General features: G+C 36.9%; 14 protein-coding genes. 2 read left to right on the forward strand and 12 right to left on the reverse strand.

Features of this window, described 5'->3' with window-relative positions:
• Positions 1-44 precede the first annotated feature (44 nt).
• From anmK to CAR_RS07530, 7 genes are all read right to left on the reverse strand, one after another.
• On the reverse strand, positions 45-1,181 hold the full coding sequence (gene anmK / locus CAR_RS07500; protein ID WP_013711104.1) for an anhydro-N-acetylmuramic acid kinase AnmK: 1,137 nt from the start codon (positions 1,179-1,181) through the stop codon (positions 45-47).
• A 13-nt stretch (positions 1,182-1,194) separates the two neighbouring features.
• Positions 1,195-1,515 (reverse strand): PTS lactose/cellobiose transporter subunit IIA, encoded by a 321-nt coding sequence (locus CAR_RS07505; protein ID WP_013711105.1) that lies wholly within the window; start codon positions 1,513-1,515, stop codon positions 1,195-1,197.
• Between the two features lie 14 nt (positions 1,516-1,529).
• On the reverse strand, positions 1,530-2,624 hold the full coding sequence (locus CAR_RS07510; protein WP_041556413.1) for a DUF871 domain-containing protein: 1,095 nt from the start codon (positions 2,622-2,624) through the stop codon (positions 1,530-1,532).
• Between the two features lie 25 nt (positions 2,625-2,649).
• A complete protein-coding gene (locus CAR_RS07515; RefSeq protein WP_013711107.1) occupies positions 2,650-3,828 on the reverse strand; it encodes a GNAT family N-acetyltransferase in 1,179 nt (392 codons plus the stop codon).
• Between the two features lie 46 nt (positions 3,829-3,874).
• Positions 3,875-4,174, reverse strand: a complete 300-nt coding sequence (locus tag CAR_RS07520) for a hypothetical protein (RefSeq protein ID WP_013711108.1) — start codon at positions 4,172-4,174, stop codon at positions 3,875-3,877.
• Positions 4,175-4,248: 74 nt separating this feature from the next.
• Positions 4,249-5,571 carry a PTS sugar transporter subunit IIC gene (locus tag CAR_RS07525; protein WP_013711109.1) on the reverse strand — a complete coding sequence of 441 codons (1,323 nt, stop codon included), beginning with the start codon at positions 5,569-5,571 and terminating at the stop codon, positions 4,249-4,251.
• 57 nt (positions 5,572-5,628) lie between these two features.
• Positions 5,629-5,934, reverse strand: a complete 306-nt coding sequence (locus tag CAR_RS07530) for a PTS sugar transporter subunit IIB (protein WP_013711110.1) — start codon at positions 5,932-5,934, stop codon at positions 5,629-5,631.
• A gap of 304 nt (positions 5,935-6,238) precedes the next feature.
• On the opposite strand from CAR_RS07530, the gene CAR_RS07535 reads away from it, so the two are divergent.
• Complete coding sequence (locus tag CAR_RS07535) at positions 6,239-7,153, forward strand: nuclease-related domain-containing protein (protein ID WP_013711111.1); 915 nt, start codon at positions 6,239-6,241, stop codon at positions 7,151-7,153.
• A gap of 345 nt (positions 7,154-7,498) precedes the next feature.
• Here the strand turns inward: CAR_RS07535 and CAR_RS07540 are convergent, their stop codons facing one another.
• The 5 genes from CAR_RS07540 to glpK form a co-directional block, all read right to left on the reverse strand.
• Positions 7,499-8,314 (reverse strand): SGNH/GDSL hydrolase family protein, encoded by an 816-nt coding sequence (locus tag CAR_RS07540; protein ID WP_013711113.1) that lies wholly within the window; start codon positions 8,312-8,314, stop codon positions 7,499-7,501.
• 493 nt (positions 8,315-8,807) lie between these two features.
• Positions 8,808-9,575 carry a tyrosine-protein phosphatase gene (locus CAR_RS07545; RefSeq protein ID WP_041556415.1) on the reverse strand — a complete coding sequence of 256 codons (768 nt, stop codon included), beginning with the start codon at positions 9,573-9,575 and terminating at the stop codon, positions 8,808-8,810.
• Positions 9,576-9,795: 220 nt separating this feature from the next.
• Positions 9,796-10,512: an MIP/aquaporin family protein gene (locus CAR_RS07550; protein ID WP_013711115.1), complete on the reverse strand. Its 717-nt coding sequence runs from the start codon at positions 10,510-10,512 to the stop codon at positions 9,796-9,798.
• Positions 10,509-12,347: a type 1 glycerol-3-phosphate oxidase gene (gene glpO / locus CAR_RS07555; RefSeq protein ID WP_013711116.1), complete on the reverse strand. Its 1,839-nt coding sequence runs from the start codon at positions 12,345-12,347 to the stop codon at positions 10,509-10,511. Before glpO ends, CAR_RS07550 begins: the two co-directional genes overlap by 4 nt.
• Positions 12,348-12,363: 16 nt before the next feature.
• The gene (glpK, locus tag CAR_RS07560; protein ID WP_013711117.1) at positions 12,364-13,869 is read right to left on the reverse strand and encodes a glycerol kinase GlpK; all 1,506 of its coding nucleotides are present in this window, start codon (positions 13,867-13,869) and stop codon (positions 12,364-12,366) included.
• A gap of 254 nt (positions 13,870-14,123) precedes the next feature.
• Here glpK and CAR_RS07565 point away from each other — a divergent pair, with 254 nt between their 5' ends.
• On the forward strand, positions 14,124-14,819 hold the full coding sequence (locus CAR_RS07565) for a class A sortase (RefSeq protein ID WP_041556416.1): 696 nt from the start codon (positions 14,124-14,126) through the stop codon (positions 14,817-14,819).
• The last annotated feature ends 192 nt before the right edge of the window (positions 14,820-15,011 follow it).

The following is a 15,011-nucleotide window of genomic DNA, read 5'->3' on the forward strand; positions in this document are numbered from 1 at the left end:
CCTCGTATAATCAAAAGATACAGGAATATTCAAGAGAAAGCAATCTAATGATAATACGTTATCTTTCCTAGTATAACAGGTTTCGTTGCGCCTGTAGCACTTGGAACATTGCTTGGCAAATGATGAATGGTCTGGTTCGCTAATATAGTCATTGCAATCGCTTCTTTAGCTTCAGAAGAAAAGCCTACTTCTTCTTGGATAAGCACCGTTATTTCAGGCAACTGTTCTTTAATCATTTTAACTAAAGTAGGATTGTAACTTCCTCCACCTCCAATAATAAGATCGGTCTGTTGATTGATAAATGGGCGTATATTTGCTGCAATAGACTGAACTGTAAATTGAGTGGCTGTTGCAATGAAGTCATCTGGCGCTACCTTATTTTGCCATTGTCCAATGAGATTTGCTGTATACTCTGCTCCAAAATCTTCTCTTCCGGTAGTTTTAGGGTGTTTTCTTTCAATATAAGGATGAGCCATCATCTCGCTTAACATTCCTTGGTCTACTATCCCTTTAGAAGCATGCTCACCATTGTTGTCGTAAGCTTCTTGGTAAAAGTGCTGGCACAATTCATCAATGATCATATTGCCTGGACCAGTGTCAAATGCAATGACTTCTTCCATTTGCGCTCCACTAGGAATAACCGTCACATTTCCGATTCCGCCAATATTTTGCAATAAACGCGTCCGTTCAGCGTCTCGATATAAGATAAATTCAGAATACGGCACAATTGGAGCACCTTGACCGTTTACGGCCATGTCTCGTGTTCTAAAATCGGATACAACCATTGTTTTAGTTTCTTCCGCTATAATAGCGGACTCCCCAATTTGCAAAGTAGAAGCTGATTGATGAGATCCTGGAACTGGCAAATGATAAATCGTTTGACCATGTGAAGCTACAAAGTCGACTTGATCAAGTGGGAAGTCTGCTTTTTCACACACTGCTTTAGCTGCTTCACTAAAGACATACCCTAATTCAACATTTAAACTACAAATTTTATCCACTGAAGAGGTTTCAATTGATAAAACCTCTTTGATTTTTCCAACTATTTCAGTACTTAATGGATAAGTCGTAAATTCCACTAATTGAACAGTTGTATCGGTATTGGTTCCATGAATCTCTACTAATGCGGCGTCAACGCCATCTAGAGATGTACCTGACATAATTCCGACTGCAAAGGCCATTCTATCACCTCGTTTAGTTTTTTAACGCATTCAATTCTTTTTGCATTTCGATCATTTGCATGATTAAGGTTTGTTCTGCCATTGACGTCATCAATTGGTCTTGCGCGTGAATCAACAATAAGCTGATTTTGATATCTTCACCACGAATTTCGTCTTGAACTAATTTTGTTTGCGTATTGTGAGCCAAATTCATTTCATTTTTACATTCTTCCATTAATTTGTCGCATTCGTCATATTCCCCCGCACGAGCTTTTTCGAGTGCTTCATAGGCCAATGCACGAGCATTTCCTCCGTGTCCGATAATATCAAAAATAATCATTTCCAAATCTGCCATTTTTTTCTGCTCCTTTAATCGTTTGATTTTAGTTTAAATTGAAATTTCTGCCAAGGTTTTAAATAGTCCAATAAGAACTGTTCTTCTTCTACAACATGTCCAACAACATTCGATTTGCCAGAATTTTTCATCGGCTGCAAGGCGACTTGCAATTCACCTGCATAATGAGCATATAATGATGTCTCAATAATAATGTCGCCTTTTTTCATATCCGGTGTGTTGAATGCCGCAAATTCATGGCCTTTATACTTCACACGGCTTTGAGTTGAGCGAACCACATAATCCGATACATCTCCGCGGTTAAAATGGAATTCTTCTACGACGATTTTTTCTTCCAGTTCAGGAATGCTCTCTTCTAATTCACACGTAAGCGTTAGTTGATAAGGGTTGATTTCACTTAAGGCTTTCAGCTCTGCTTCACTAGCAAATGCATTAGCAATGATCACGTCATCAATAACTTCGGTTGCCCATAAATGCTTGGCTTGAACTTCAATTGGCCACTCGCGATGCATTTCAAGCGTGCACAACCCTTCGTCGACAGGCCATGGTCCAATATGTGCAGAAGGTGAATTGACAAAAGCAGCTGTCACTATCCCATGTGCTTTGTATTGCTTACTGGTTTCGATAAAATGATCGTAATTTAATCCTGTATAGCGGTGTGGGTAAAAATTATGACACCCCATTAAGTTATCCGCATTGGCTTGATAACTCATGATATTATCTAAATATTTAGTTCCACTACTAATATTCAATTCAATTTTCAACTCTTGCGAATTAAATGTCATAATTGATTCTTCATTTCCAGTAAAGCCCATGTCTAGACGAATACCGTCCGCACCAATTTCTTTAAAAAATGTTAAGTCATTGTAACTGATGCCTAGTTCGCCAAAAACTTTTGGACTCACATCTGCAATAACTTCCATCCCTTTTTCTTTAGCATGTGAAATCACATCGGTAAATTCTTGAACGATCGTTTCTTTGTCGCCTTCTACGGATAATAAACACGTAAATACCCGTTTAAAGTTGTAACCCGCTGCTAAATCAATATAGTCTCTGATTTCTGATACTGAACTATGGTTTGGATAAACCGAAATGCCTAATTTTCTCATGTATTCTTTCCTCATTTCTTTAAATTTAAAAATGGCCATAGAATTGTGGTTGATTTTTTGGAATTACTTTGTCCCATTCTTTTAAAACATGTTCCGAACCACTTGCTTTTCCTTGATACTGGTACCACTTAAGAGCGTGGTAGCCCACTAAATACGATGACAAACTCGATATGTCCATCATTAAACACTCATCTAATGAAACGTCTTTCTCACTCACTCTGGTCACTTCTTTTGAATCAATCCTATAAACCCCTTCATTCCAAGGAGCAAATGCATCCCTCACTTTTAAATACAATCGCTTGGTCAATCCTTGAAATGGATAAACGGCTAAAAAGCGTTCAACATCTACAATACGAATCATTTTGTCGTGTACTATTTCTTTTTTGAATTGCGGATCATCCCATTGAGTACCAAAGGACTGATGAACAGCTGCCGTACCCGTTACCTGAGTGAAATTAGAACGGTGAACTTTGATAAATTCCCATAAAGCTTGTTCAGCTGTTAGATTAAGCGCAACTTGATCCAGTACTTCAAATGTTTGGCCGTTCATAATGTAACGGATATACCCTTGAGGCTGTCCATCTTCAGCAATACTTAAAGCAAATGATGCATCTGGCTGCCTTAATTCCAAGCGTTTCCACCAGTCTTCATTACGGATCATCATCCCATTCGTTTGAAGAGCATACGTATGGTACAGCTCTTTTACGAGTTCCAATTGTTCACGGTTCTCAGTATAGCTAAAGCGTTCCAAGTGACCCATGTCACCTTTTTTCGTGTTAAACAGATCAATTGGAAATGTATAATGGACTTTATCAAAGAATAAATCCCAGCCAAAATGACGGTAAAAAGAAACTGAAAAAGGGCCCAAAACCGATATCAATTGGCCTTGTTTCCTCATTTCTTCTAAGCATCTTATCAATAAGTGCTTCATGACACCTGCATTTCGGTACTCAGGATAAGTAGCGACAAATGATATTCCTCCCATAACAAACGGTTGATGATGGATCGTCATGTTTAGTGGAAATACCATCACTTGTCCTGCTAATTTTTCTCCATCAAAAGCGCCAATCGTCTTGCAGATTTTAGCCCAGTGAAGAAAATCTTCTAGGTAATTCCCGGTGTATTGATAACGAAAACAATAGTCTCTAATTTTCACGATTTGATTGATTTCATCTTCTCGTATCAAACGATAATCGTACTTCATATCTTCACCCTCTTCTGTTCAAGAATGGTTTGAACGATTCTTCTACCTACTTTTTCTTTTTCGGAAACTGGTTCGCACGAATCAAACCTTTTACTTGGTTCTTTTCAATCATGATGCGACCTGTTTCAAAAAACATAATGGCGCATAATCCTGACAACAAATACAAACTATAATTCACTGCTGTTGGCAAATTTTGAAATAGAATGGTTGGAATCAAGACCACTAAAAAAGCTGCAAACCCAAAAATCCACCGATTGATATAAATGTTTTTTTTCTGTAAAAATCCGACTAATTTGACACCGGCTAATACAAATACAATTAGAAAAATAATGAGTGCAATTCGCATATTGAGATCCTCCTTTTATCAAACTAAGAAAGGACTGACTAGTATCTTAACTAAACAGCCCTTTCTTTCACATTTTAAACCGCTGCAGTATCAACTTGCATATTTTTTTTCTCTTCCATTTCAGAGTGCTCTTCTTCTACCATTTTCTTATCATAAACTTTAACAAATGGATAGTAGATCAATCCAGCAATCGTCATATTAATCAAAACTAAAGCCGCTGCTTTCCAATCGTTTCCAGCTGATAAAAACGCGCCAATTGGAGCTGGCAGTGTCCAAGGAGCATTCACAGAGAATCCATTAATAATACCGAACTTCACTGCAAAATAACTGATTGTTGTTGTCACAGATGGTGCCACAACAAATGGAATCGCTAAAATTGGATTCATAACAATCGGTGTCCCAAATATCAATGGCTCATTAATATTAAAAATAGAAGGAATAATTGAAAAACGTCCAACTTGTTTTAGGTAAGCTGATTTTGTGAATAATAATAAAACACATAATGATAACGTTGCTCCTGATCCACCAATCCATACTAACCATTGGTAGAATTGTTCGGGTGCAATATATGGCAATTCGTTGCTTGGTGTCCCACTAACCATAGCTTGCCCATTTGCTTCAAGCATTACTAACCACATTGGACGAACGATTGAGCCAATTACACTCACACCGTGAACTCCAGCTGCCCATAACATTGTGATCAAGACTACTGGTAATAAGACGCCCAACAGGTTATTTCCTAAAATATTATTTAATGGTGTAAAGATATTGATCAAAATTTGATTTATGTCAAAGCCAAGTAAGATACGGATGATCCAAACAAACACAATGACAAATGTACCAGGAATCAATGCTTCAAAACTTCTGGCAACTGAATCCGGTACTTGTTCTGGCATTTTAATCATCAAGTTCTTTTGTTTAAATAAACGCAGTACTTCAACGGCAAAGATCATAGCTAAAATAGCTGAAAACATTCCTGATCCGCCCAGATTTCCCATTGGAAGAACCCAACCAATTGCTTCTCCTTCAGGCAAAGATGCATCGACATTCACTGGAACCGTTAACATTAAAAAGGTTGCTAACGAAAGAACTCCACCGGTAACTCCATCTAATTTATATGATTTCGATAAACTATAACCCATCCCGTAAGCTGCATATAGAGACATCAGCCCAGTTGTGATACGAAACGGTATGGCAATTTGAGCAGCATATGGTGCAATCGCTTCTGCCCAAGAGGCAATCGGTGGATTTCCAATAACTAAGAAGAAACACCCAATAATAATCAAAGATAATGTCGAGATAACTCCATCACGGATGGCTTTTAAATGTTTTTGCTCAGAAAGCTTAGCTAAAGGCGGCATGAATTTCGTTTCAAGCCAATTTAAAAAATTCGTCATATTTACTCTCCTTAATGATCCATAATAATAAACAAGTGCACATCTTAAGTAAAAAAATTAACGGTATTTCTTAATCAACTCTAACGTTTTAGGTGCTCCAATAGGGGTATAGCCCATCGGTTCAACCTTTTCAATCGGTACACCGTTTTCATTTGCGTATTTTTCAAATGTCCCAAATTGATGTTTGACTTGAGGTGCTACTAATAACAGTTTGTAGTCGCCATCTTTCAATTCTTCTTCTACTGCTCCAGAACCTACTGCAATCATATCTAAATCAAAATCTTGCTTCGCAGCTTCCGCTTTGATTGCTTTAACCACTATTGCACTTGACATTCCACCTGAACAAACCATAATAACTTTCATCTTTTTTCCTCCTACTATCGAATTAAACTAAATTTTTGTTAAGGATACTTTATGACTAACTTCAAACTTATTTCCTTTTATGCTCCTATTGCTATCCTCCTTATCAACATCTTGAAATAATTATGTATCCCCTTTCAATAGAGTATAACTTAACCGGAATTTTATTTCAATATAAATATAAATAAAATGAAATAATAAAACGAAATGTCAATTTAACCTTATATTTATTAAAAAGTAGCTGTTATAACTTCATAGTTAGAAATATTATATTTTTACGTATCTTATTTAAGAGGAGGTGGAAATTATGATAGTAGTCAAGAAGCGAAACAAATCGAATTATTTACGCACCTTAGAAGCTTTAAATAGACGGATGAGAGTTACAGATGAGGAAAAACTTCATTTGTTAAATATGCAAAAAGGATTTGAAGGAGAGCTTTTGTTTGATTCACAAGTGGAAGAATTTTTAGACTTAGATTCACTGGTGCTAAATGATTTACTGTTTACAGAAAAAGGCAGCACATTTCAAGTCGATACATTGATTCTGACAGGTGCCAAAATCTTGTTGTTTGAGGTGAAAAATTATGCAGGAAGTTTTGAATTCAACTCGCATCATTTTTCAACATTTTCCGGTAAAGAAATCGTTAACCCATTGAATAAATTGGACGAGACTTCTATCAAAATGCGGCAACTGTTGAGTAAATGGAATGTTAACCAAAAACTTGATTCTACCCTGATTTTTGTAAACCCTACTTTCACACTTTATAACACACCAATCGATAGCCCAATTATTTTCCCCACACAAATTCGGGAACACTTTTCCCAAATGAATAAGAGTGCCTTACCATTGTCGAAAAAACAATACTATCTTGCGGATAAAATAATGAAAGAGTATCAGAACGAATCCGCTTTTCAACAGAAGTTTCCGAATTACACTTATGATAAGCTCAAAAAAGGATTATGGTGTATCAAATGCAACTCGCCTAATATAACAATTACCCAACGGACCAGTTTCTGCAAAGTGTGCGGTCATCGAACATCAGTCGAAGAAATAGCATTGCATCAAGTAGAGGATTTCAAATTGTTATTTCCTGATTCGAAAGTAACTACTCCTACTATGTATGACTGGCTCGGTTCCACTATTCCAATAGCAAGAATCCGAAAGATATTAGTAAAAAAATATAAGATTTGCGGAGCCACATATGGTTCCTATTATGAATAAAAAATCCTTGTAAAAGACGTAGATACTCGTCACCAGACGAGTATCATCAGATCAAGTTCATTTTGACAATATCTCTTAAATTGGGCAATTTCAATCGTGTATTCTGTTTTGAGTTGATTGAATTAAGACTTGTTGCTTCAACTCAAACAGTAATCGGATTTGAGTTAATCGAACTAAAGCTCGTTGCTTCAACTCAAATCGAAATCAGCCTTGAGTTGATCGAACTAAGACTCAGTTACATCAACTCAAATAAAAAATGGCTTTGAGTTGATAAAACTAAGGCTCAAATAATCCATACAAAAAAAGAAAGATTCAAAAATAGAAATTCGTGAGCCTTTCTTTTTATTAGTGCAACATCTTTACTGGTACAGTAATTCGTTCATTCAATAATTCGAACCACAAACCATAACCTAATCCATTTGGATGAACATCATCTGCTAAGACTTCTTCAATTGTTAGATTTTTATCTTCCATCTTTGTTTGCATCAAATGATAGGTATCAATAAAAGGCCATTGCTGCGCGGTTACAAATTCAGCAATCTCATTATTGTATTGTTCGTAAGTCACTTTACCATCTTCTAGAAATATATCATTAAAAAGAGTAGGATTTGCCGTTTGCAAAATGACCAATGTATCTGGCAACTCCTCATTGAAGCGATCCATGATCCATTGAATATCTAATTTTGTTTGATCGACATTATTTTGCGGATAGCGATTATTATTAATTAAACACAACTCAAAAAATATAATATCCGGGTTGTCTTTGACAACTTCCTCAATTTTTTCTCTTGAGATCAGATCAGCTGTGCTATAGCCATTGTAACCGTGATTGATCACTCTTGCTTTGATGCTATCTCGCTCATTTAAATTATTTTCGAGTAACTTACCCCACACAGGTTGTGTTTCAGTCGCACCCTTTCCAAAGGTTACACTACTGCCTAAAACAACGATAGTCACTTCTCCATCTCGTTCCGTTACAAATTTTGAACGATCTAACAAACTTTCTTGCATGTATGTATCGGACAATTGATAATTTTCAGTTACTTTAGCTAACGTTTTATTTTTTTGAGTAGCATTAAAAAAGAAGATAAAAATAGCTACCAACAATATAACTATGCCAAAGATCCACTTTTTTTGTTGTATTTTATTTGTTAGTTTCATAGTAAAAACCTCCAACTATTAGTCCATGCAGTATACCATGTTTTACAGCAGTAAAATAAGACAAAATTTCGACTAATTGACTAGTGTATTTTAAAAAATGGCTTCCAATTTTCAGCTCACTTATTCAATCTACGTTTCTCTAAATGTAAAAAACGCTTATCACATCAAATGCAATAAACGCTCTTTTGAATTGATATACTATTTTTACTATATTATATAACCTTTGGATCTATAATTTTTAGTGTTGATAGATGAATTAAAATACTCACTAAAAATTTCTGGAGGAATAGGGTTGCTTGTAGCCCTGTAGAGGATTCAATGAGAATTATAAACCGTTAGCGCTTCAGCGATTACAGTTTATTTGAAGCTTGAAAGTCTGTAAGACTACAGGCTTACAGGCGGTCCCATGGCTCCACAAGAAAACCCGTTTATTCCAGAAGAAATTTTATTTTGAAGCATCCACACCATTTGTCATACAACCTAACCACTTCATTTAAAACAATCCAAAAACTTTTACCTTTTTTACTGGTTTAGGTGTTGCAGTATGAATGAGTTCACCATTGATCAAGTCTTTAGTAACTTGATGGTACTCTGCTACTTTTTCAGAACCGAATTCTTTTTCTAATTTTTGATACGCTTCTTTCATATGAAATGAACGTGATCTAATATTGTGTGCATCCGAAGCGATAAAATGCACTAAATTTGCTTCAATCAATTGTTTACTGACTTTTTGGATTTCTTTGCCGAATCCTCCAGTGTAACTAGCAGCTGTTACTTGTGCTAAAGCACCTTTTTCAACAAACGACAACAATTTATTAGGATCTTTCAGTACCGCATGATTCCGTTCTGGATGGACAATGATCGGTGTGATGCCCTCTCTTTGCATTTCAAAAAAAAGCGTTTCAGCATATTGTGGAATTGTTGGTGTCGGAAACTCGATTAAAACATATTGATTTCCTTCATCAATGAATTGGATTTTATCTTCTTCAATATCTTCAAAAACTTCTCCATTGATGCGAACTTCTTGTCCAGGGAAAATGGTTAGTGGAATACCTCTAGCATCTAGTTCTTGCTGCACTTCATCGACTAAGCTCAAAATATCTTGTTTTTCATTATCCCAATGTCCATTTTTATAATGGGGTGACGCTAAAATATGTGTGATTCCTTCGGCTACAGCTTCGCGCGCCATGTCCATAGAATCTTCCATATCTTTTGCTCCATCATCTATACCTGGTAAAATATGGCAATGTAAATCAATCATGTGTTTTTCTCCTTTAGTTTTGCTCACTTAAATTATAGCTAATTATAAATCAAACTTTTAAAAAAAGCTAGATGGTCAGATTCTTCTTGTTTTTTCTTAACTATGAATACATCCAAAAAAATAAAATTACTAGATTTAATTTCTTAATTGTTTCAAAAAAAATAGCCTCACATCTCTACAAACTAATTGTAGAAACATGAGACATCTTGTTGACTATAATTTAGGTAATGATTATATAAAGGAATGCAGCGATAGCTCCGCCTAGCATAGGTGCTACTACTGGGATCCATGAGTAACCCCAGTCTGAATTCCCTTTGTTTGCGATAGGTAAAAATTGATGAGCAATACGCGGACCTAAGTCACGTGCAGGGTTGATTGCGTACCCTGTTGATCCTCCAAGAGAAAGACCAATTGACAGAATTAATACCCCAACTACTAATGGGTTTAATCCATCAGTAAATGTATTTTTTCCGAACATCATAAGTGCAAATACTAATACGAAAGTACCAATTGTTTCTGACATTATGTTACCAACAGTGTTGCGAATAGCTGGTGCTGTTGCAAAAGTTCCTAAAATACTAGCTTGGTCTTTTGTTTCTTTAAAGTGTGGTAAGTAAGTTAACCAAACTAAAACAGCTCCCAGAATACCTCCAAGTACTTGAGCAATAATAAACGGCAATACTAATGCCCAATCAAAATTACCAATAATAGCCATCCCAAGTGTTACAGCTGGGTTTAAATGTGCTGGTCCCATAGATCCTGCAACATATACTGCAATCGTTACGGCTGCTCCCCATCCAAGTGCAATGACAACCCATCCTGATGCTTCAGCTTTACTTTTTTTCAAGTTAACTGCCGCACATACTCCGTCCCCAAGCAACACTAGCATCATTGTTCCTAAGAACTCACTGAAAATTTGTAACATATCTCCACTCATCTATTTCCATCTCCTTTTAATTTTTTTAAATCAGACTCTGCAATTGCAGTGTTTAATTTTACTATGTGAGCAGCTTTTGCTTCATCTGTCCAGCCATAATAGCGGGCCATTTCAGCAATCACTGGTTTTATTATACCATCTAAAGTGTCGCGCATAAATAACATATGATTTGTGCGACGGATTAAGAAGTCATTTGGTGTAAGCGCCATTTCTTCCTTCATAGCATACCATAAGCTTAGTGTATCTGCTAGAGTTAACCCCTCTACTTGTTCTACTTCATCAAGCAAAGCAAATACGTCAGGAGCGTTGGATCCATAAAGGTTAGCAAGGTACATGGCTTCGGATTCGCTTAAGCCTTTTTCAACACCCATTTGGGCTAATTTTTCTGTTTCTTCATCCACTTCTTGCGGGCTGATTTCTCCACCAGATACTGGGTACTTAGCAGAATCAATCAATTCATAAGAGATGTTGAAATCGTTTTGCAAGATCTCAATCACAGCTTCCATCGCGCCAAGTGCCATTTTACGATAGTCAGTTATCTTTCCACCAGCTACTGTGATCATACCGTCTTCATCAATGTCTAACGCACTTCCACGTGAAATCGCTGAAGGGTTGTCTTCTGATTCAGAGTTGCTTGTTTCGATATTTTTCAATGCGTCTTCTACTGTATAACGGTCGACTTCCCCCTTTTGGAATTGTTCGATTGTAGAAAGGACATTGTTAAAACTTTCATCTGAGATTGGTTGGCTATTGCCACCATTGTAGTCAGAACCACCATTTGACGAAATCAACGGGCGCAATCCTGCCCAACTTGATTCGATGTCATCAATCGTGATTTCAGCTGAAGGGTAACGGTTATTAACTATTTCTAGTAAATAATCAACGTCTTCTTGCTCAACAGTTGGATGTGCAAAGTCACCTTTGTAATCTGTATCCGTTGTTCCAAAGTACGTTTTTTCTTCACGAGGAATCACAAATACCATACGGCCATCGTTTTTACCGGTATCAAAATAAGTGGGTTGTGGAACGTATAATTTTTTGCTGTCTACAACCAAGTGAACCCCTTTTGTTGGGCGCATTTGTGGTATAGCGTCTAATTTAGCGTCCATTTGACGAATCGTGTCCGACCAAGGACCAGTTGAATTCAAGACAACGCGAGCTTTAATATCAAATGTTTCACCAGTTAACAAGTCTTCTACTTTTGCACCATTGGCTTTGTCGTTTTCATCATGCAAAATGCCCACTACTTTCATACGACTGACCATGTGTCCGCCATCTGCAGCAGCACGTTTGATGTTTTCAATTACTAAACGAGCATCGTTGTTCCGGTAATCTAGATACACACCTGCACCGAGTAAGCCTTCGCTTTTCAGTTGCGGTTCACGTTCTAGAACTTCCTCTTTTGTTAATGTGTAGTTCGCATATTTTGTTCCAGTAACACTAGCTAATTGATCGTATAGATCCATCGCTACTTTTAAAGAGAACATAGAGAACGTAGAACCGGGTTCGTCATAGATTGGCAAGATCATCGGGTCAGCTTTTGGAATGTGAGGTGCGATTCCTTGCACGACAGCACGTTCTTGAACTGTATCCGCTACAACTTCAACATCGAAGTTTTTCAAATAACGTAATCCACCGTGAACTAATTTCGTCGAGCGTGAAGAGGTTCCTTCAGCAAAGTCTTGCATTTCAACAAGCCCTGTTTTAAGACCAGAAGCGCTGGCTTGCAAAGCAGTCCCAGCACCTGTGATCCCTCCACCAATAATTAAAACGTCCAATGTTTCTTCTTTTAATGCTTTGATATCTTGCTTTCTTCGTTCAATCGAAAAAGCCATGATTTATTTCCTCCTTTTATGCTTCAGGCTTAAATACTTGTGTAGCTTTAACTGCTAGTTTCCAGTTTTTGTATAGTTTTTCGCGCTCTGCATCTCCCATTTGTGGTTCAAAGATACCACCTTCTTCATACATATCTCTGATTTCGTCCATGCTTTCCCAGAATCCAACAGCTAAACCAGCTAAGTAAGCTGCACCTAAAGCAGTCGTTTCTAAGTTGTGTGCACGTTGGACTTTAGTTCCTAAGATGTCTGCTTGGAATTGCAATAACCAGTCGTTATTTGCAGCTCCGCCATCTACTTTCAATAATGGAATATCAATGCCTGCGTCTTTGTTCATTGTATCAATAACATCGCGTGATTGGTAAGCAATAGATTGTAAAGTAGCTTTAACAAAGTCTTCTTTCGTTGTTCCACGGTTCAATCCGAAGACAGATCCACGTGCATCTGAATCCCAGTATGGTGCTCCAAGGCCAGTGAAGGCTGGTACCACAAATACTTCATTGTCGTTTTTAGACGCTTTAGCAAGTGCTTCTGAGTCAGCTGAATTTTCAATCATTTTTAATCCATCACGCAACCATTGGATTGACGATCCTGATACAAAAATACTTCCTTCTAAAGCATAGTAAATTTTGCCATTAATTCCATATCCAATCGTTGTTAACAAATTGTTTTCTGATAATTGTGGTTTTTCTCCTGTATTCATTACGATAAATGAACCAGTTCCGTAAGTGTTTTTCACCATTCCAGGTTCAAAAGCCATTTGACCGAATAAAGCAGCTTGTTGGTCTCCAGCCATTCCTGAGATTGGAATGTTCGCTCCATAGAAATGGTAGTTCGTTGTGTTTCCGTAAACTTCTGAGTTGGATTTCACTTCTGGCATCATAACAATTGGAATATTTAATAAGTCTAAAATGTCTTGATCCCATTCTAATTTATGAATGTTGAACAACATTGTACGGCTGGCGTTTGAATAATCCGTAACGTATGAATCTCCACCCGTTAATTTCCATACTAACCATGTGTCAACAGTTCCAAACATTAACTCACCTTTTTCAGCACGCTCTTGTGCGCCTTCTACATGGTCTAGGATCCAGCGGATTTTAGTAGCTGAGAAATAAGAATCAATGATTAATCCAGTTTTTTCATGAATCATTTTAGAATGTCCATCTTCATTTAATTTAGCAGCAATAGGTGCTGATTGGCGTGATTGCCAAACAATCGCGTTGTAAATTGGACGACCTGTTTTTTTATCCCAGATAATTGTTGTTTCACGTTGGTTCGTAATCCCAATTGCAGCGATCTCTGCTGGTTTGACACCGGATTCAATAAACGCACCAGCAATAACAGATTGCACTGAATTCCAGATTTCATTCGGGTTGTGTTCTACCCAACCACTTTGTGGAAAAATTTGAGTGAACTCTTTTTGTGAGCTCCCAATCGTATTTGTTTTTTTATCATAAATAATTGCTCTTGAACTCGTTGTTCCTTGATCAATAGCCATAATATATTTTTTCTCTGTCATGTTAAATTTCCTCCTATGCTTTTGCAAGCGATTTCTTAATAAACTTATTGTAACCGTTTTTCTTCGAAAGAAAACGTCATCTTTTTTTAGTTTTTGAAATTTTTTGAGAGGTTTTTTGTATGATAGTAGTTTCGTCTTAAGCAGATCAAGTAAATTCAGTATCATAAATAACTGATTTGCTCTAAAATAGATAAGTATAATGGGGTGTATGGCTACTTACTTCACAGTTTAATCTATTCCAAAGGAGAAATAAAATGATAAAGTCTAAATTTTTACGATTGCTAAGTTATCTGCTTATTTTTGTGGGTCTGCTCTTATTAGTCCTGCCACAATTAAATCAATGGCGTATTGGCAACCGCTCAGAAAAAAATGCTGCCATTGCGGAAGAAATCTCCGCCAAAGACATGCAAAACAACCTACATTCAAAGACAATTTTTGATTTTGATAGCATTGAAGAAATCAGCACATCAGGTACTTGGCTGTCCCCAGAGATGATTGACCCTAGCTTAATTATCGGCCGTCTTTACATTCCAAACATAGAACTGAATTTAACAGTCTTTAATGGCCTTTCAAATTCCATTTTACATGCAGGTTTAGGCACTATGCGTCCTGATTTAATGATGGGGAAAGGTAATTTCCCAATTGCAGGCCACTATTCTGCAGATCCAGATATTTTGTTTGGCAACCTGATTTCTGTTGAACTTGGAGATAAAATTTACTTAACAGACAACGAAAAAGTCTATGAATACGAAGTTTATGAAACTCGGTCAGTTGACGTCACTGAAGGCAAATGGATTAAAGACGCAGTCGCTGAAGAACATGGCAAGCCCGTTATTTCATTAATGAATTGCTATTACATAGATGGTCAAAATTCGGGCGATCGCTACTTTGTATTTGGTGAACTAGTTGATACCAAAGATTTGGCTGACACCGATTTAGATATAAAGTAAATAGATATAGATAGATGGTAAGTTAGTGTGGTTGGTGCGGCAGTGACTTGGTTCGTCCCACTCAAATTCATTTTCCGTTTGAGTGGGCTCAATAAGGTTTCATTCAATAAAATAAGAACAAAAAAAGAAGATTAGTCTATAATGGACTAATCTTCTTTTTGCTCTGATCATTACTTTTTCCTGATAAGAGCG

Source organism: Carnobacterium sp. 17-4, from assembly GCF_000195575.1.
Taxonomy (GTDB): domain Bacteria; phylum Bacillota; class Bacilli; order Lactobacillales; family Carnobacteriaceae; genus Carnobacterium_B.

Bases quoted from the DNA above. Each gene is read 5' to 3' on its own strand.
- CAR_RS07505 (WP_013711105.1), bottom strand. From the start codon at position 1,515: ATGGCAGATTTGGAAATGATTATTTTTGATATTATCGGACACGGAGGA.
- anmK (WP_013711104.1), bottom strand. From the start codon at position 1,181: ATGGCCTTTGCAGTCGGAATTATGTCAGGTACATCTCTAGATGGCGTT.
- CAR_RS07515 (WP_013711107.1), bottom strand. From the start codon at position 3,828: ATGAAGTACGATTATCGTTTGATACGAGAAGATGAAATCAATCAAATC.
- CAR_RS07535 (WP_013711111.1), top strand. From the start codon at position 6,239: ATGATAGTAGTCAAGAAGCGAAACAAATCGAATTATTTACGCACCTTA.
- CAR_RS07525 (WP_013711109.1), bottom strand. From the start codon at position 5,571: ATGACGAATTTTTTAAATTGGCTTGAAACGAAATTCATGCCGCCTTTA.
- CAR_RS07545 (WP_041556415.1), bottom strand. From the start codon at position 9,575: ATGATTGATTTACATTGCCATATTTTACCAGGTATAGATGATGGAGCA.
- CAR_RS07520 (WP_013711108.1), bottom strand. From the start codon at position 4,174: ATGCGAATTGCACTCATTATTTTTCTAATTGTATTTGTATTAGCCGGT.
- CAR_RS07510 (WP_041556413.1), bottom strand. From the start codon at position 2,624: ATGAGAAAATTAGGCATTTCGGTTTATCCAAACCATAGTTCAGTATCA.
- CAR_RS07530 (WP_013711110.1), bottom strand. From the start codon at position 5,934: ATGAAAGTTATTATGGTTTGTTCAGGTGGAATGTCAAGTGCAATAGTG.
- CAR_RS07540 (WP_013711113.1), bottom strand. From the start codon at position 8,314: ATGAAACTAACAAATAAAATACAACAAAAAAAGTGGATCTTTGGCATA.
- CAR_RS07550 (WP_013711115.1), bottom strand. From the start codon at position 10,512: ATGAGTGGAGATATGTTACAAATTTTCAGTGAGTTCTTAGGAACAATG.
- glpO (WP_013711116.1), bottom strand. From the start codon at position 12,347: ATGGCTTTTTCGATTGAACGAAGAAAGCAAGATATCAAAGCATTAAAA.
- CAR_RS07565 (WP_041556416.1), top strand. From the start codon at position 14,124: ATGATAAAGTCTAAATTTTTACGATTGCTAAGTTATCTGCTTATTTTT.
- glpK (WP_013711117.1), bottom strand. From the start codon at position 13,869: ATGACAGAGAAAAAATATATTATGGCTATTGATCAAGGAACAACGAGT.